The sequence below is a fragment of the Pseudomonas sp. GW822-FHT03F04 genome (assembly GCF_058801405.1).
In genome coordinates this window covers 206885-224303 of the sequence record NZ_JBXANF010000009.1, presented here as the reverse complement: position 1 = coordinate 224303, position 17419 = coordinate 206885, and the positions used below count along the sequence as shown (strand labels likewise).

18 protein-coding genes are annotated in these 17419 nt (G+C 59.9%); 8 read left to right on the top strand and 10 right to left on the bottom strand.

The window, feature by feature from the left end; genetic code table 11:
• Positions 1 to 7 precede the first annotated feature (7 nt).
• The 4 genes from proB to rplU form a co-directional block, all read right to left on the bottom strand.
• On the bottom strand, positions 8 to 1126 hold the full coding sequence (gene proB / locus AC1RMX_RS22055) for a glutamate 5-kinase (protein ID WP_085689726.1): 1119 nt from the start codon (positions 1124 to 1126) through the stop codon (positions 8 to 10).
• 137 nt (positions 1127 to 1263) lie between these two features.
• Entirely contained in the window at positions 1264 to 2487 is a 1224-nt protein-coding gene (gene cgtA, locus AC1RMX_RS22050; RefSeq protein WP_096820862.1) for an Obg family GTPase CgtA, read from the bottom strand.
• Positions 2488 to 2680: 193 nt separating this feature from the next.
• Positions 2681 to 2938, bottom strand: a complete 258-nt coding sequence (gene rpmA, locus AC1RMX_RS22045) for a 50S ribosomal protein L27 (RefSeq protein WP_016773121.1) — start codon at positions 2936 to 2938, stop codon at positions 2681 to 2683.
• A gap of 34 nt (positions 2939 to 2972) precedes the next feature.
• Positions 2973 to 3287: a 50S ribosomal protein L21 gene (gene rplU / locus AC1RMX_RS22040; protein WP_007950961.1), complete on the bottom strand. Its 315-nt coding sequence runs from the start codon at positions 3285 to 3287 to the stop codon at positions 2973 to 2975.
• 239 nt (positions 3288 to 3526) lie between these two features.
• On the opposite strand from rplU, the gene AC1RMX_RS22035 reads away from it, so the two are divergent.
• The 3 genes from AC1RMX_RS22035 to AC1RMX_RS22025 all read left to right on the top strand — a co-directional run bounded on the left by AC1RMX_RS22035 (position 3527) and on the right by AC1RMX_RS22025 (position 5427).
• Positions 3527 to 4495, top strand: a complete 969-nt coding sequence (locus AC1RMX_RS22035) for a polyprenyl synthetase family protein (RefSeq protein ID WP_102621104.1) — start codon at positions 3527 to 3529, stop codon at positions 4493 to 4495.
• Positions 4496 to 4620: 125 nt separating this feature from the next.
• Positions 4621 to 4962, top strand: coding sequence for a zinc ribbon domain-containing protein YjdM (locus AC1RMX_RS22030; protein WP_007950963.1), 342 nt, complete (start codon positions 4621 to 4623; stop codon positions 4960 to 4962).
• A 207-nt stretch (positions 4963 to 5169) separates the two neighbouring features.
• Entirely contained in the window at positions 5170 to 5427 is a 258-nt protein-coding gene (locus AC1RMX_RS22025) for a PA4570 family protein (RefSeq protein WP_039771721.1), read from the top strand.
• A 49-nt stretch (positions 5428 to 5476) separates the two neighbouring features.
• Here the strand turns inward: AC1RMX_RS22025 and bamJ are convergent, their stop codons facing one another.
• From bamJ to AC1RMX_RS22010, 3 genes are all read right to left on the bottom strand, one after another.
• Positions 5477 to 6094: a BamJ family beta-barrel-assembly machinery protein gene (bamJ, locus tag AC1RMX_RS22020; protein ID WP_096820860.1), complete on the bottom strand. Its 618-nt coding sequence runs from the start codon at positions 6092 to 6094 to the stop codon at positions 5477 to 5479.
• Between the two features lie 126 nt (positions 6095 to 6220).
• Positions 6221 to 6526: a DUF6482 family protein gene (locus AC1RMX_RS22015; RefSeq protein WP_096820859.1), complete on the bottom strand. Its 306-nt coding sequence runs from the start codon at positions 6524 to 6526 to the stop codon at positions 6221 to 6223.
• Between the two features lie 135 nt (positions 6527 to 6661).
• Positions 6662 to 7150 carry a TIGR00645 family protein gene (locus AC1RMX_RS22010; RefSeq protein ID WP_096820858.1) on the bottom strand — a complete coding sequence of 163 codons (489 nt, stop codon included), beginning with the start codon at positions 7148 to 7150 and terminating at the stop codon, positions 6662 to 6664.
• A 162-nt stretch (positions 7151 to 7312) separates the two neighbouring features.
• Here AC1RMX_RS22010 and AC1RMX_RS22005 point away from each other — a divergent pair, with 162 nt between their 5' ends.
• On the top strand, positions 7313 to 9142 hold the full coding sequence (locus AC1RMX_RS22005) for a hypothetical protein (RefSeq protein ID WP_493073011.1): 1830 nt from the start codon (positions 7313 to 7315) through the stop codon (positions 9140 to 9142).
• Positions 9143 to 9152: 10 nt separating this feature from the next.
• Here the strand turns inward: AC1RMX_RS22005 and AC1RMX_RS22000 are convergent, their stop codons facing one another.
• Positions 9153 to 9482, bottom strand: coding sequence for a PA4575 family protein (locus AC1RMX_RS22000; RefSeq protein WP_085732860.1), 330 nt, complete (start codon positions 9480 to 9482; stop codon positions 9153 to 9155).
• Positions 9483 to 9725: 243 nt separating this feature from the next.
• Positions 9726 to 12164 carry a Lon protease family protein gene (locus AC1RMX_RS21995; protein WP_493073010.1) on the bottom strand — a complete coding sequence of 813 codons (2439 nt, stop codon included), beginning with the start codon at positions 12162 to 12164 and terminating at the stop codon, positions 9726 to 9728.
• 321 nt (positions 12165 to 12485) lie between these two features.
• Between AC1RMX_RS21995 and AC1RMX_RS21990 the strand changes: the two genes are divergently transcribed.
• The 4 genes from AC1RMX_RS21990 to AC1RMX_RS21975 all read left to right on the top strand — a co-directional run bounded on the left by AC1RMX_RS21990 (position 12486) and on the right by AC1RMX_RS21975 (position 15929).
• The gene (locus AC1RMX_RS21990; RefSeq protein WP_025108775.1) at positions 12486 to 12974 is read left to right on the top strand and encodes a DUF3015 domain-containing protein; all 489 of its coding nucleotides are present in this window, start codon (positions 12486 to 12488) and stop codon (positions 12972 to 12974) included.
• A gap of 95 nt (positions 12975 to 13069) precedes the next feature.
• A complete protein-coding gene (locus AC1RMX_RS21985; RefSeq protein ID WP_493073009.1) occupies positions 13070 to 14923 on the top strand; it encodes an Lnb N-terminal periplasmic domain-containing protein in 1854 nt (617 codons plus the stop codon).
• A gap of 84 nt (positions 14924 to 15007) precedes the next feature.
• The gene (locus tag AC1RMX_RS21980; RefSeq protein ID WP_249483751.1) at positions 15008 to 15364 is read left to right on the top strand and encodes a hypothetical protein; all 357 of its coding nucleotides are present in this window, start codon (positions 15008 to 15010) and stop codon (positions 15362 to 15364) included.
• Between the two features lie 70 nt (positions 15365 to 15434).
• Positions 15435 to 15929 (top strand): GreA/GreB family elongation factor, encoded by a 495-nt coding sequence (locus tag AC1RMX_RS21975; RefSeq protein WP_096820853.1) that lies wholly within the window; start codon positions 15435 to 15437, stop codon positions 15927 to 15929.
• Here AC1RMX_RS21975 and gdhA read toward each other — a convergent pair.
• Positions 15926 to 17263 (bottom strand): NADP-specific glutamate dehydrogenase, encoded by a 1338-nt coding sequence (gene gdhA, locus AC1RMX_RS21970; RefSeq protein WP_096820852.1) that lies wholly within the window; start codon positions 17261 to 17263, stop codon positions 15926 to 15928. The two genes, AC1RMX_RS21975 and gdhA, sit on opposite strands and share 4 nt — an antisense overlap.
• Between the last annotated feature and the right edge of the window lie 156 nt (positions 17264 to 17419).

Genomic DNA, 17419 nt, shown 5'->3' with positions numbered 1-17419 from the left:
CGTTTCCTCAAACAAGAATCAGGTTGTCACGGTGAACCAGTTCCGGCTCAGCCATGTAACCCAGCAAACCGACAATCGCATCTGACGACTGACCGATGATTTTTTGTGCTTCCAGCGCGCTGTAGTTGGCCAGGCCACGGGCGATTTCTCGACCGTCCGGCGCCACGCAAACCACCATTTCGCCGCGACGGAAACTGCCCTGCACCAACTTGACGCCGACCGGCAGCAAGCTTTTGTTGCCCTGGGACAACGCCGAGACCGCACCATCATCCAGCACCAGCGTGCCACGAGTTTGAAGATGCCCGGCCAGCCACTGCTTGCGTGCCGCCAGCATCCCGCGCTCAGGCGACAGCAACGTACCGATTCGCTCGCCCGCTTTCAGACGATCGAGCACTCGCTCCAGACGCCCACCGACAATAATGGTGTGCGCCCCGGAACGGGCCGCCAGACGCGCCGCGCGCAACTTGGTCTGCATGCCGCCACGACCCAGCGCACCGCCGGTGCCACCCGCCACCGCATCCAGGCTCGGATCATCGGCGCGCGCCTCGTAAATCAGCTGTGCGTCAGGATTGTTGCGTGGATCGGCATCGAACATGCCGTCGCGATCCGTCAGGATCACCAGCAGATCAGCCTCGACCAGGTTGGCCACCAGCGCGGCGAGCGTGTCGTTGTCGCCGAAACGGATTTCGTCGGTGACCACAGTGTCGTTTTCGTTGATCACCGGGATGACCTTCAGCTCGACCAGCGCACGCAAGGTGCTGCGGGCGTTCAGGTAGCGCTTGCGATCGGACAGGTCGTCGTGAGTCAGGAGAATCTGCGCGGTGTGCCGGCCATGCTCGGCAAAGCTCGATTCCCAGGCCTGCACCAAGCCCATCTGACCGATTGCAGCAGCGGCCTGGAGCTCGTGCATCGCACTGGGTCGTGCGGTCCAGCCCAAGCGGCTCATGCCGGCCGCCACCGCCCCGGAGGACACCAGCACCAACTCGACGCCAGCCTCATGCAAGGCCACCATCTGCTCGACCCAGACACCCATTGCCGCGCGATCAAGCCCCTTGCCATCCGCTGTCAGCAAAGCGCTGCCGATCTTCACGACCCAACGCTGCGCACCTGTCACTTTGCTCCGCATCATCTTCAACCTTAGCTTGAGGGCAGCGCGACCCAGCGCTGCCCGTGACGTTATTCGTGGTTATTCGTGACCAACGATCGATTTCCAGATACTAAAACGCCGCTCGATTGAGCGGCGCTTAAGTTTACTTCAACGAATCAGTCACGCACGTAAATGATTTCCGGACCGTCTTCGTCATCCACATCTTCTTCGTCCCAGTCATCGTCGCCGATATCGTGGACCGACTTCACGCCGCTGCGACGCAGGGCACGCTTGTCATCCAGCGCCTGCAACTGAGCACGGGCTTCGTCTTCGATGCGCTGATCGAGATCGGCCAGCTCTTCCTTGTAGGCCGGGTCATTGGCCAGGCGATCGGCACGATCTTCCATATAACGCATGATGTCGTGGCAAAGACGCTCGGTACCCAGCTTGGAGATGGCCGAGATCACGTAGACCGGACCGGTCCACTCCAGACGATCGACGATTTCCTTGACGCGAGCATCGTGCTCTTCTTCAAGGATCTGGTCGCACTTGTTCAGCACCAGCCAGCGATCACGCTCGGCCAGTGACGGGCTGAACTTGATCAGCTCGTTGACGATCACTTCAGCGGCATCCGGTGCACTGGCATCATCCAGCGGCGCCATGTCCACGAGGTGCAGCAGCAGACGGGTACGCGCCAAGTGCTTGAGGAAACGGATACCGAGACCGGCACCGTCGGAAGCACCTTCGATCAGACCCGGAATGTCGGCGATGACGAAGCTTTTCCAGCGATCGACGCTGACCACACCCAGGTTTGGCACCAGCGTGGTGAACGGGTAATCGGCGACTTTCGGCTTGGCAGCCGATACCGAACGGATAAAGGTACTTTTACCGGCGTTCGGCAGGCCCAGCAGACCGACGTCGGCCAGAACCTTCATTTCCAGTTTCAGGTCGCGCTGCTCGCCCGGCTTGCCCGGCGTGGTCTGACGCGGCGCACGGTTGGTACTGGATTTGAAACGGGTGTTGCCCAGACCGTGCCAGCCGCCCTGAACCACCATCAGTTTCTGACCGGCCTTGGTCAGGTCGCCGATGACTTCCTGAGTAGCGGAGTCGATTACCGTGGTGCCGACCGGCACGCGCAGGATCAGGTCTTCACCCTTCTTGCCGGTGCAGTCGGTGCTGCCGCCGTTGGAACCACGCTCAGCGTCGAAATGCCGGGTGTAGCGGTAGTCCACCAGGGTGTTCAGGTTTTCGTCGGCCATCATGAAGATGGAACCGCCGTCACCGCCGTCACCGCCGTTCGGGCCACCGTTTTCAATGAATTTTTCCCGACGGAAACTCATGGCGCCATTGCCACCGTCGCCAGCTTTTACGCGAATCGATACTTCATCAACAAACTTCATAACCAACGCCTCTCGCCGTACGGACGAGCCGAAAAACAATCAAGACATAAGACTCTTGCAAAAATGAGCGCAGCGACCCCAATCCACGACCTGCATCGCACGCCGGCAGCCCATACAAACAGCTTTGCAAGAGACTCACCCCACAAACGAAAAAGCCCCGTCGCAAGACAGGGCTTCTCCAGCACTCTCGCAGTTAGGCTGCGATTACGCTCACGTAACGACGACCGAAGGCGCCTTTTACTTCAAACTTGATCACGCCTTCGATTTTCGCGAAGAGGGTGTGATCTTTACCCATGCCAACGCCGTAGCCAGCGTGGAATTGGGTGCCGCGCTGACGCACGATGATGTTGCCGGCCTTGATGACCTGGCCGCCATACATCTTCACGCCAAGGCGTTTGGCTTCTGAGTCGCGACCGTTACGGGTACTACCACCAGCTTTTTTGTGTGCCATGAGTCAATTCTCCTAGTGAGGAATTAGGCTGAAATTAAGCCTGAATACCGGTGATTTTGATCTCGGTGTACCACTGGCGGTGGCCCATACGCTTCATGTGGTGCTTACGACGACGGAACTTGATGATGCGAACTTTATCGTGACGACCTTGGGAGATCACTTCAGCCACAACGGTAGCGCCAGCAACAACTGGAGCGCCGATATTCACGTCGTCGCCATTGGCAACCAACAGAACGCGATCAAAAGTTACGGATTCGCCAGTAGCGACTTCCAGTTTTTCGATCTTCAGGTATTCACCTGGTGCAACTTTGTACTGCTTGCCACCAGTAACGATTACTGCATAAGACATGGTATTTCTCCGATAATCCTGCTCACCCAGCTCTTTATAAGAAGAGGTATTGGCTGGCATGGCTGCATTGGGCTGGAGGCCCGATTGCAATTGCGTAAGGCAGGTGCTGCCCAGGAAGTTCAGGGTGCGCGATTGTACGCAAGCTACAAGAGTCATGCAAGTGGCCGTCCATCGCGCCTTGACAGGCCCGGACGTGGGTCCTAGCATGCCGCGCAACCCTTCTGGAGCACCTGTCGCTGATGCAACCCCAAGCTTTCTACCGCGCGGTGGCGGACGATTTTAGCGCCGTCGACGGCATCATCAAGAAGCAGCTGACTTCCCGAGTGCCGCTGGTATCGAAAATCGGCGATTACATCACGTCGGCCGGCGGAAAACGCCTGCGTCCTTTATTGGTGCTGCTGTGTGGCAAGGCCCTGGGTCGCGAAGGCGACGACATGCGCCTGCTGGCCGCCACCATCGAATTCCTGCACACCGCCACCCTGCTGCATGACGACGTGGTCGACATGTCCGGCATGCGCCGTGGCCGTTCGACCGCCAACGCCATGTGGGGCAACGCCCCGAGCGTGCTGGTCGGCGATTTCCTGTACTCGCGCTCGTTCGAAATGATGGTCGAACTGGGTTCGATGCCGGTGATGAAGATCCTGTCCCAGGCCACGCGCATCATCGCCGAAGGCGAAGTGCTGCAGTTGTCCAAGGTTCGCGACGCCAGCACCACCGAAGAAACCTACATGGAAGTCATCCGCGGCAAGACCGCGATGCTTTTCGAAGCGTCGACCCACAGCGCCGCGGCACTGGCCGGTGCGACCGCCGAGCAGAGCGAAGCCCTGCGCACCTTCGGTGATCACCTGGGCGTGGCGTTCCAACTGGTCGACGACCTGCTCGACTACAAGGGCGACGCCGAAACCCTGGGCAAGAACGTCGGTGACGATCTGGCCGAAGGCAAGCCGACCCTGCCGCTGATCTACACCATGCGCGAAGGTACACCGGAGCAAGCCGCACTGGTACGCCAGGCGATCCAGAAAGGCGGAATCGAAGACCTGGAAAGCATCCGCATCGCCGTGGAAGCGTCCGGCTCTCTGGAATACACCGCACAGCTGGCCCGTGACTACGTGGCCCGTGCGATCAAGTGCCTCGAAACGCTGCCGGCCAGCGAATACCGCGATGCACTGGTTGAATTGAGCGAGTTCGCGGTCGCCCGCACGCACTGATCAACGCCTTGTCATCAAGAAACCGCAGCCTCCGTCGGAGCCTGCGGTTTTTTGTTGCCTGCCATCTGCGGCTAAAACCTTATACAATGTGCGACTTTTAACGACCCCCTCTCCAAGGAGCCTTAGTGAGCACGTTGCCACCCTGCCCGAAATGCAATTCCGAATACACCTACGAAGACGGCACCCAACTGGTGTGCCCGGAGTGCGCCCACGAGTGGTCTGCCGGCGGCGAAGCCGAAGTGGCGTCCGATGATGCCGTGAAGAAAGACTCGGTCGGCAACGTCCTGCAGGACGGCGACACCATCACCGTGATCAAGGACCTGAAGGTCAAGGGCACTTCGCTGGTGGTCAAGGTCGGCACCAAGGTCAAGAACATCCGCCTGTGTGACGGCGACCACGACATCGACTGCAAGATCGACGGCATCGGCCCGATGAAACTCAAATCCGAGTTCGTCAGAAAAGTCTGAATATGCTGTCTTCCATCCCGCGCCCGTCGCGGGATGGAGCTTCGCCCTCCCCCCGCCTCGCCAGCAAATCCACGCAGTAGCCAAACGCCAGTCGTTTTGACCTTACGCAATCTTTACCCATAAAAAATCACGAACCGCCAATAGACGCTTGCTATTTGACGAATAAGAATTATTCTCATTGAAACCCTTTCAATGGAGATGAGAACCATGACTTATTTGATCGACGCCTGGCTGGATCGCCCGCACCCGTACCTCAGGATTCTGCATCGGGAAACCGGTGAAGTCTGCGCGGTGCTGGAAGAAGAAGCCCTGCACGAGTTGCAGGATCAAGGGGATCTGGACGTCAGCGGCCTGAGTTCCAGTGAACCGTTGGTGCTCAAGGAGCTGGTGCGCAATCTGTTCCTGTTCTGCTATGCCCGGGCGTTGCGCCCGACCAGTGAGCTGCATCACAAGATCGAAGTATGAGAACGGCGGAGAAACCCTGCACAAGCCACGCTTGTGCAGGGTAACGGGATTACAGAACGTCGAGCAGCTCGACGTCGAACACCAGAACGCTGTGCGGCGGGATGCTGCCAACGCCTTGAGCGCCGTAAGCCAGTTCGCTCGGCACGTACAGACGCCATTTGCTGCCGGCATTCATCAGTTGCAGGGCTTCGGTCCAGCCGGCGATTACGCCGCCAACCGGGAATTCAGCAGGCTGGCCACGCTCGTAGGAGCTGTCGAATACGGTGCCGTCGATCAGCGTGCCGTGGTAGTGAGTACGCACGGTGTCTTCACGGGATGGCTTGGCGCCTTCGCCCTGAGTCAGCACTTCGAATTGCAGACCGGAAGCCAGGGTGGTGATGCCGTCTTTCTTGGCGTTTTCAGCCAGGAACGCACGACCTTCGCCAGCGGCGGCTTCAGCCTTGGCAGCGGCTTCGGCTTGCATGATCTCGCGGATCACTTTGAAGCTGGCGGACAATTCGTCCTGACCCACACGGCTTGGCTTGCCGGCGAATGCGTCGGTCAGACCGGCCAGGATGGCGTCCAGGCTGACACCCGGTGGCGGGTTGTCGCGCAGCTGGTCACCCAGCTGACGGCCGATACCGTAGCTGACGCGGGTTTCGTCGGTGGACAGATTTACTTCGGACATGACACTGCTCCGCTGTGCGGACGGCCTCAGGACATGCCGTGCGTGCACAGCGCGTCCCGGCGCGCCCGGAACCAAAAGGGCGAGCAGACTAGCACAGTTGTTCCGGCATTGATCAGACCCTCGGGCCTACAGTGCCGAGCGCCAGGCCAGCGGGACTTTCAGGCTTTCTTCACCGCTGGCGCCCAGACCGCACATTTCATCGTGCACCGAGGTGTGAACGAGATTGAACGGCAGCACCGGAAAGCTGTGAAGCACATCCCGCGCATGCTCCACCGAGCGCAGCATCAGCATCTTGCCCTGTGGATCACTCAGCGGGTACGCCGCGCCATGCATGCGCGCCTCCAGCAGATAGATGCCGCCCTCCATGGAGATCAGGTTCAACTCATCGACCTTCTTGGCGATGGCAAACGCATTCAATTCTTGCAGGTTCATGAACGCACCTCACACAGTGGCGAGCCGGGACGCCTACAGGGATATGCCTCGGCGCTACAAAGCACAAGCCATAAACGACACCGCCCGTCTGTTTCGCAACAGACGGGCGGTTTTGTTACAGCCTTTGACAACTCATCAGTGCTTGGTGAGTTTGTCCAGATAACCCATGGCAAACGCCGAGATCACGAAAGTCATGTGGATGATCACGTACCACATCAGATGCTCGGGATCGACGTTCTTGGCATCCATGAAGATCCGCAGCAGATGGATCGAGGAAATCGCCACGATCGACGCCGCCACTTTCATCTTCAGCGACGAGGAGTCCATGGTGCCCAGCCAACTGAGCTTCTCTTTGCCTTCGTCGATGTTCAGCTCGGACACGAAGTTCTCGTAGCCGGAAATCATCACCATCACCAGCAAACCGCCCACCAGCGCCATGTCGATCAGCGACAGCAGCACCAGAATCAGCTCGGACTCGGCCATGGAGAACACGTTGGGAATGACATGAAACACTTCCTGGAAGAATTTCAATGCCAGCGCCAGCAGCCCGAGAGACAGCCCGATATAGATCGGCGCCAGCAGCCAGCGCGAGGCGTACATTGCATTTTCGATAAAGCGTTCCATTGACTCTCACACAAGGGGGGTTGTAATCGGCGGCGAGTATACCAGTCCCCCATGACAGCCAGAAACCGCCCGGAAATCCGCTACCTGCGTGTGTGTGACAAAGTTTTTCTGCTAGTGTCCAAACCATTGACAGCCCAGCGACAGTGGACAGGACGACTGGAAATGGATGTGCGATTGCCGTTAACGACTGCCGGAATTTGCTTCGCCCTGATGATCGGCGGCTGCTCGCCCGGTGAGGAAAAACACCCGCTCAGCCTCGAAGAAAAGACTGCACAGTTCGAACAGTCGCTGGACGCGATCACCGACCCGAAACTCAAGGATGCCGTGACCGAACTAGGCGGCTCGTTACTGCTGCTGGAGCGCGCGCAGCAACGACTCGACAACAAACCGCCCAGAACCGAATACGGCGAAGACGCCCTCGGCGTGCTCAAGCATTACCCGACGCCTCAGGCGCTGGTCGACACCTTCATCAACGGCCTGTTCGTGCTGCACAAGGATGCCAGCTCCGACTACCTCACCGACCTGCAACCGGTGTTCCCCTTCAACCTCAACATTCCCGGCGGGTTCCTGTTCCCCCACGGCGTGGAATGGCAATCGGTGACGTTGAGCAACAAGCGGGTGATCGCCTACCAGCCGGAATGGTCGGAAACCGATCCGGGCATTCAGTTGAGCCCGTCCAGTTCCAACGTCACCAACCCCGATGACCTGACCGTGACCTACCCGTTCATCGAAGGCCTGGATGTCGACAAGAAAACCCGGCCGCGCCCCGTGAGCCTGCAAGGCCAGGTTGAAGTCATCGCCCCGAAACGCCTGCACAGTTTCGACCTGGGCAAAAAGGACATCGGCCAGACCCGAACCGACGCCAACCTCAGCGTGACCCTGCTGAAGCTGGAAAAGAACTACGCCGAAGTCGAGTTCAGCAACAGCCTGCCGCTCGCCCCGGAAGTCGCCAACACCCCGCTCAATCCGCTGATCGTCCAGGCCCGCGACACGACCGGCCAGTACCTGGTGCGCGCCGGCGCCATCAACGAGAGCCCCGAGCAGGTCGGCTTCTATCAAAAACAACTGGTGCACCTGCAACAGCAAAAAGCCTGGAGCGAAGCACTGGAAAAACAGCTGAACGACGACCAGCACGCCTTCGAGCAACAGCATCCGCGCCGCTACAACAAGGTCTACTTCAACGGCCCGATCGATACCCTCGAAGTCAGCGTTCTGGACTTTTCCGAAGCCACCGTCACCCGCAAGCCACTGGACCTGCCGGTCCGCGAGTTCGACTCGCACACCACGGCGAAAACCGTGCAACCGCTGGATCTGGTGATCACCGTCTACGACGACCAGGCGCCCAACTGGCTCAAAGGTGCGTCACTGACCGAGGACGAGCTGAAAAAAAGCATCCATATCCGCCAGTCAGTGGAGGAGCCCAGTGCCGCGCGCATCGAGTTCGATCACCGCAAAACCTTCAATGACGAACTGCTGGGCGACGACCTGGCCCCCGGCGAAAGCCCGGTGACGTTCTTCACCGAAAAAACCAGCGGCAAACTCAACGAACCGATCGAACTGCCGGCCGAGGCCTATCAGGTGGACCCGCTGCAAGCGACCATCACCTATGACTTGAACCTGTTCCCGGAAACCCCGGCGATTGCCGTCGGCTCGATGCCGCTGTTTCTGGCCACGGTGGAGAAGCAGGCCTTCGAAGCCAAGGCGTTGCCCAAAGGCCTGGAAATCAGGAACAACGCACTGGTGGTGGACCTGAAACTGTTCCCGGCCAACGAATGGCGATTCTTCGTCAAGGACGACAGTGGCAACTACCTGAAACAGATTCTTTCGGTCAGCCACGACACGAGCGCAGAAGGCCCGGCGCTGTTCGGCGTGCATTATTTCTACGGCCGCCCGACGCATGTGGAAACCTATCAGCGAACCGACCTCGCCACCGTGCAGTACGGCTTTGAGGTCAAACTCGATAAGGCCCACACACAAGGTGCTGCGCCATGATCGGCGCTAGCTAGTGGTCAAAAACGCCGATGCTGCGCCCACGTCCACCGTTGATCTGCCGTAGCTGGGCTTGCAGGTGCAGGGACCAGATCTGCGGATCATTGGCCAGCTCGTAGCCGTGCATCGTCAGGCTTTCGACGATGGTATCGAGGATCGATTCGGCGGCGATCGGCCCATGAAACGGGCCCTGAGCCTTGATGGCGGAAGGTTGTTCGCCGGCCATGCCGGCGGCGAAGAGCAATGTCCACATGCCGTTATCGCCGGCCAACGGCTTGATGGCGCATTCGATACGGGTCACGAGACCCAGGCACTGACGGGTGAGGCAAAGGTTGCGCGACATGGCGGCGACCCTCGGTAAAGCCGGTGTTCAGCCCTTGCTGAAGGGCTGTTTCGATCCCGTGATACTGTCGATGTCCTTGAGCAGAGAATAGAAGAAAAGTCCGCCGCGCAAGCCGCACAGAACCAGAAGGCGCCGAATGGTCATTGTGTGAATATTGACGCCAGAGTGATGGCACTTTTGCCGACGTTCGCGACAAAACAAAATGGGAGCACCAGGCTCCCATTTTTTTGACTGCAGTCTGACTTAAGCTGGTTTGGCCTCGGCCAGCGCCTCCTGCGCCAGTTCCTTCTCGGCTTCTTTCAGGTCTTCTTCGCTGATCATCTCGGCAATCACCCGCAGACGCTCCACCACCCGTGCGTTGACGCTGCCTTCCGGGAATTCGCCCTCTTCGTTCGGCTCACCGGCAGGCTCGCCCACCAACAAGCTCAACGCTTCGTCGGCCTGACGCACCGCATAAACGTGGAACTGCCCTGCGCGCACCGCCGCCAACACCTTTTCATCAAGCATCAGCGTGGCCACGTTAGCGTGCGGAATGATCGCGCCCTGCTCGCCCGTCAACCCGCGTGCTTCGCAGAGGCGGAAGAAGCCTTCGATCTTCTCGTTGACCCCGCCCACCGCCTGCACTTCACCGAACTGGTTGATCGAACCGGTGATCGCAAAGCATTGCTTGAGCGGGGTTTTCGACAAGGCCGAAATCAGCGTGCACGCCTCGCCCAGGGACGCGCTGTCGCCATCGACGTAGCCGTAGGATTGCTCCAGCGCGATGCTCGCGGAAATCGCCAGCGGGAATTCCTGGGCGTAACGGCTGCCCAGATACCCGGTGAGGATCATCACGCCCTTGGAGTGGATCGGCTGACCGAGGTTGACCTCACGCTCGATGTCGACGATGCCGCTGCCGCCCGGGTACACCGTGGCGGAAATCCGCGCCGGCACACCGAACGCCGAGTCGCCGACTTCGAGCACCGTCAGGCCGTTGCACTTGCCGACCGCCGCACCGTCGGTGTCGATCAGGATGATCCCCGCCAGCATGTCGTCGAGAATTCGCGCCGACACACGCCCGGTGCGAGTGGCCTTGGCCTTCAGGGCGCGCTCGATGTGGCCGGCGTCGGTCATTTCATCGTTGGCCAGGTGACGAATGAAATCCGCCTCGCTGACCAGCTGGAACAGATCGCCGATCCGCGCCGACAAACGCCCCTGGTGCTCGGCCAGACGCGCACTGTAGGTGGCCAGACGCGCCACCGCGTCGGCGGTCAGCGGCGCCATGCCTTCTTCCGAAGTACGGGTTTTCAGCAACTGGGCGAACTGCTCCAGGCTTTCGTCGACCATCGGGATGTCTTCGTCGAAATCCACCAGGACACGGAACATCTCCTGGAAGTCCGGATCGAGGTCCTGCAACGTGTAATACAGCGACCGCGCACCGATGATGATGACTTTGACATTCAACGGAATGAACTGCGGATTGAGCGTCACGGTAGCGAAACGGCCCATCTCGCCCAGTGGCGATTCCATTTTCAGCTTGCGCGATTGCAGGGCGCGCTTGAGCGCATCCCACACGAACGGCTCGCCGAGCATTTTTTCCGCTTCAAGGATCAGGAAACCACCGTTGGCGCGGTGCAGCGCACCCGGACGCAATTGGCGATACGTGGTGTAGAGCGCGCCCTGATCGGTGGTGTATTCGATGCGGCCGAACAGGTTTTCATACGTCGGATGCGGCTCGAACACCACCGGCGCACCGCCGCTGCTCGGATGCCCGACCACCAGGCTCGGCGCGTATTGCTCTTCCAGCAGCTTGCGTGCGACCGCATCGGTCTTGCTGTCATCGACCAGTTGCTCGACCACGGTTTTCAGCAGGTAAACCTGCACGGCTTGCAGGTAACCGCAGACCGCCGCATTTTCCGCGTACTTTTCCGACAGCGGCGAAAGCAATGGTTGCAGGGCCAACGTGATGGTTTCTTCGTTGAGCTGGCGCAGCTGGTTGCTCGACTCGCGCTTCCATTGCGGCAGGCTCGCGAGTTCTTCGTTCAAGCGTTCTTCGAGGCCGGAAATGTCCTCGTGGAAACGCTCGCGCTCGGCTTCCGGCAGTTGGGCGAATTCGGCCTCGTCCAGCGCCTTGCCTTCGAGCATCGGCGTGAACGCGATGTTGCTGCTGTCGCGGTAAAGGGCGACGTCTTTTTCCAGGGCCAGACGCTCGATGATGTCCAGCGCCTTGTCGTAGCGCTGGTTGAAGGCGCGGTCGATGGCACTTTTCTTCTGCTGGTAGGACGGGTGTTCGAACACGGCGGGAAAAGTCGACAGCAAGTTGTCGATCAAGCCGTTGATGTCACCGATGAATGCAGCGGCAGTGCCCGACGGCAACTCCAGGGCGCGAGGTTCGCGCGGTTCATCGAAATTGTTGACATAGACCCAGTCCGCCGGGGTCTGCAGGCGCTTGCCTTCGGCCTTCAGGTAGCGTTTGACGAACGAGAAACGGCCGGTGCCGGGCTCGCCCATGACGAATACGTTGTAACCGGGGCGTGGCATGGCCACACCGAACTGCAAGGCTTCGACCGCACGTTCCTGGCCAAGCACACCGCGAAAGGGCTCCAGATCATTGGTGGTAGTGAAGCTGAACTGTTCAGCGGAAAACGGACGGGTCAGCGCTTCGGGCGCTAGACGCAAGCTGGCAGCAACAGGATCAGGCATCGGGCTTCCTTAACAATCAGGCGGGGCAGATAGCGGCATTCTGGCGCTGCCCGTGCCCCACTGGCAAGGCGCGCCACACGACAAAGCATAGACAACCGGCCAACCCCGCGGCCGGGCCCATGGAACCGGGGTTTATTCCAAATATTGTGCAAAAAATCACGGAACCGCCGGAACGTGCCTAAACTCCAAACTGCGCGGCTGGAACTAATACCGGCCCACTGGCGCCACAAGGTCTGTACGAAAAATCGCCAAGCGGCGTTTTTCGGTAGAGAGCGGGGCCAGAACCCTGTCCATTGGTATGCACACAAAGAGAACAAAGCTATGAAACGGATTCTTCTCGGTACTCTCTTCACCGTTGTATCACTCAACGCCATGGCTCAGGCGCCAGGCGGTCCGGATTGCGGTTGGGGCAACATGCTGTTCGAAGGTCAGCGTGGCACCCCGGCTCACTTCCTGGCATCCACCACTAACGGCACCTCCGGCAACGCGACGTTCGGCATGACTTCCGGCACCAACGGTTGCTCCACCAACGCGTCGCTGACCTATGGCGGCAAATCCTGGTTTGCCATGAATGGCATGATGAACGAGCTGTCCGAAGACATGGCAAAAGGCAACGGCGAAGCGCTGACGACCTATGCCGTGGTACTGGGCGTGGCGCCGGAAGACCGTGCGCACTTCGCCGCCGTCACTCACGAGCACTTCCAGCAGATCTTCAGCAAGGCTGACGTGACCGCCGAAGACGTGCATACCAACACCCTGGCCGTCCTGAAAGCAGACCCTCGTCTGGCCAAGTACGCGACTCAGGCTTAAGCTCGACCCCACCCGCTTCTTTCGGGAAGCGGGTTTTGTTTTTTCGGCCCGCCCCTCCTTGGGTCTTTTGTTTTTTTTGACTTAAGTTGCCACCTATGCTCAAACGCCTTGCCTGGCTGGCGCTGTGTGTCTGCGCCCCGCTGTCCGCCGCGCCTCACATCGACCCTCAACGTTTGCAGCAACTGGCCAACGATCGCTTCTGGATTTCCCTCGGCCACTACGAAACCGCCAAACTCGGCGGCTGGCGCAGTTACGTCAGCGACAAGAAGTTCTTCCTCGCCCCCGACGGCAACGAGCACCCCGACCACGAACTGGCCGCCACCGTCCAGGCGCTGTACGCCCCGGCCAGTCTCGGCGAGCAACACGCGCAGTGCGTCTACCCGGCGCGCACGCGCTGGCTGAAAGATCAACTCAACCTGAGCGACCTGCCAACGCCGGACTGCACCGACTTCAAAAAATGGTTCAAGGACGTCTCGCCTCACAGCGCGGTGATGATTTTCCCGGCGGCCTACCTCAACAGCCCGTCGTCGATGTTCGGTCACACCCTGCTGCGCATCGACCAGGCTGACGTGCAAAGCGACAAGACCTCGCTGCTCAGCTACGCGATCAACTTCGGCGCCTACATCGAAGGTTCGGACAACAGCATCCTGTATGCCTGGAAAGGCCTGATGGGCGGATATCCGGGACTGTTCGCGCTGGTGCCATATCAGGAAAAACTCTCGGAATACCGCAGCCTGGAAAACCGCGACCTGTGGGAATACCGGCTCAACCTGACGCAAGCCGAAACCGCACGGATGGTCGAGCATGTGTGGGAGTTGAAGCAGATTCAGTTCGACTACTTCTTCTTCGACGAAAACTGCTCCTATCGTCTGCTCGAACTGTTGCAGGTCGCGCGTCCGAGTCTGCGCCTGACCGAGCAATTCCCATTGACCGCGATCCCCACCGACACGGTCAAAGCGGTGAAGGAAGCCGGACTTGTCGAGCACATCGAATACCGCCCGTCCCGCGAGCGTGAATTGCTCAGCCGCGCCGAGCCCCTGACCGGCGCAGAACAGGACTGGGTGCTGAAAGTCAGCGCCGACCAGCAGCAATTGCAGGATCCGGCCTTCAAGGCCCTGCCCCTCGACCGGCAGGCGCTGATCATCGACGCCGCGTATCGGCTGGAACGCTACCGCGCCAACGGCCAGGAGCGTGATCCACAGCGAGCGCAGCGCAGTTTCGAACTGCTGCGGGCAATCAACAAGAACCCGGCACCGGAGCTGCAAATCCCGCAGCCGGGTCTGCCCGAGGACGGCCACGAATCCCGCACCTGGCAGGCCGGTCTCGGCACTCGCGGTGACCGCGCGTTCGGCGAGTACGGCTTGCGTATGGCCTACCACGATCTCAACGACAACGCCGAGAGTTTCCCCCTCGGCGCGCAGATCGAAATCCTGCAAATGAAGCTGCGCCAGTACGAAGGCAATCACTGGCAGTTCCAGCAGCTGGATCTGGCGACCATCCGCTCGCTGACACCACGCAATGCGCTGTTGCAGCCGCTGTCGTGGCAAGTTACCGGCGGTCTGGAGCGAGTGCCGGGCAAGCATGACGACGAAACCCTGGTCAGCCATGTCAACGGTGGCGGTGGCGGCACTTGGGCGCTGGGTGATGATGTACTGGGGTTTGCGCTCGGCACCGTACGTGTTGAACACAACAATGATTTCGCCGGGTTCGTTTCCCCCGCAGGTGGTTTCAATACCGGTGTGCTGTGGAAAAACCCGTTGGGCAATCTCAGTGTGGAGGCCAAAGGCGATTACTTCTTCAATGGCGAAGTGCGCCGCAGCCTGAGCCTGAACCAGCAGTGGGAGTTATCCCGCAACCTCGGCCTGCGCCTCAGCGCCCAGCGTGAGTTCAGCCATCTGGCAACGCCGGAGACCGAAGTGATGCTTGAGGTGAAGTGGTATCACTACTGAGGTTTTGATCTTTCTTTCACGCCTCATCGACGAATCCGCTTCTAGACTTTCCCTATCAGCCGGATAACGGCGCGGGAGAGTGTGATGTGGCGGTATGCGGTTTTTGCGGGCGTGTTGCTGTTGCTGGGTGGCTGTCAAAGCACCCACGAAGATCTGATTGCCAAGGGTTACCCACCGGCGTTCGCCGACGGTTTCGATGACGGTTGCATCAGCGGTCGTCAGGCGGCTGGTTCGATCAGCGGCGAGTTTCGCAAGAACGTGCCGCGCTACCTTAAGGACAAGCAATACGCCGAGGGCTGGAGCGACGGTTTCCGCCAATGTCAGGCGATGCTGGAAAACAAGGACCGCGAAGACTATCGCAACGAACATTGGGACGAGCGCGAACGGGCCTGGCAGCAACAGAAGGATCAGGGCGCCGCGCGGGCTTATCGCTCGCAGTAGGTCGTTTCCAGACATCCAGTGAAACTCATTGCCTGCGACCATGGCCCAACGGTTGTCACAGGAGGTCACCATGAGCCGTGCTTTCGTCAACGAAGACAATGCCGCCGCGCAGGCCGACCAGCCGGTCGAACGGCAGGTCAGCACCCAGCCCAATTACGTCACGCCACAGGGGCTTGCCCAGTTGCAGGCGAAAGTCGCCGAACTGCAAACCCTGCATGCTGAACAGGCGGCCATGGGCGAGCAGGCCGACAAACAGCGCCTGGCCGATCTCGAACGGGATTTACGTTATTTCAATCAGCGGGTCGGCAGCGCCCAGGTCGCGCTCGCCCCGACCTCGACCGACAAGGTGCAGATCGGCAGCTGGGTGACATACGCCGATGAACACGCCACCGAGCGCCGTGTGCAACTGGTCGGTGAAGATCAGGCCGATGCGGCCAACGGCCTGATCAACTGGGCCTCACCGCTGGGCCGCGCACTGCTCGGCGCCCGGCTCAACGACGAAGTGCTGTGGCAGCGCCCGGCCGGCAATCAACTGATCGAAGTGATCCGCATCGATCTGCCTTAAACCACGCCTTGCGCCAGCATCGCGTCGGCGACTTTGACGAAGCCGGCGATGTTCGCGCCTTTGACGTAGTTGATCCGCCCGTTTTCCTCACCGTAATGCACGCAAGCGTGGTGGATCGACTGCATGATCGCGTGCAGCTTGCTGTCCACCTCGCCTGCCGTCCACAGCAGACGCATGGCGTTCTGCGACATCTCCAGACCGCTGACCGCCACGCCGCCGGCATTCGATGCCTTGCCCGGCGCGAACAGGATGCCGGCCTCGATAAAGATATCCACAGCCTCAAGGGTGGTCGGCATGTTCGCGCCTTCGGCCACACACACGCAGCCGTTACGCAGCAAGGTGCGGGCGGCTTCGGCGTCGAGTTCGTTCTGGGTGGCGCATGGCAGTGCGATGTCGCACGGCAACGACCATGGCAACTGACCGGCGCGGAACTCCAGGCCGAATGCCGCCGCCAATTCGCTGATCCGCCCGCGCTTGACGTTCTTCAGTTCCAGCAGCGCCAGCCACTGTTCTTCGCTCAGGCCTGCCTCGCAGTACAACGTGCCTTCGGAGTCGGACAGGGAAATCACCTTGCCGCCCAGATCCATCACCTTGCGGGCCGCATATTGCGCGACGTTACCGGAACCGGAGATCGCCACGCGCTTGCCTTCGACGGTCTGCTCGCGGCGCTTGAGCATTTCTTCGGCGAAATAAACACAACCGAAACCGGTGGCTTCCGGGCGGATCAGGCTGCCGCCGTAGGTCATGCCCTTGCCGGTCAGCACGCTGGTGAACTGGTTGCTCAGGCGTTTGTACTGGCCGAACAGAAAACCGATCTCCCGCGCGCCGACACCAATATCGCCGGCCGGCACGTCCACGTCGGCACCGATGTGGCGGTACAACTCACTCATGAATGCCTGGCAGAAACGCATGACTTCGGCGTCACTCTTGCCCTTCGGATCGAAGTCCGAACCGCCCTTGCCGCCGCCCATGGGCAACGAGGTCAGGGAGTTCTTGAAGGTCTGTTCGAAGGCGAGGAATTTCAGCACGCCCATATTCACCGAAGGATGGAAGCGCAAACCGCCCTTGTACGGGCCGATGGCGCTGTTCATCTGGATGCGGAATCCGCGATTGACCTGCACCTTGCCCTGATCGTCGACCCACGACACGCGGAACACCACCGCCCGCTCCGGCTCGCAGATGCGCTCCAGAATCCCCGAGGTCAGATAGTGCGGATGGGCTTCGAGAAACGGCCACAGGCTGCGCAGGACTTCTTCGACGGCCTGGTGGAATTCGGGTTGATCCGGATCGCGTTTTTTCAGACGGGCGAGGAAGGATTCGACGGATTCGATCATGGGAAAAGTCTCGGCAAATTTGTTGTCGTTGGAAGAGATTGAGCCGGACTGTAACAAACGATATGTATACAGCAACAGACAAAAATGTCGCATTTATGGAAACAAATAGTACACACGCTATAAATCAGTCTGAATTTCAGGCAAAAAAAAGCGGAA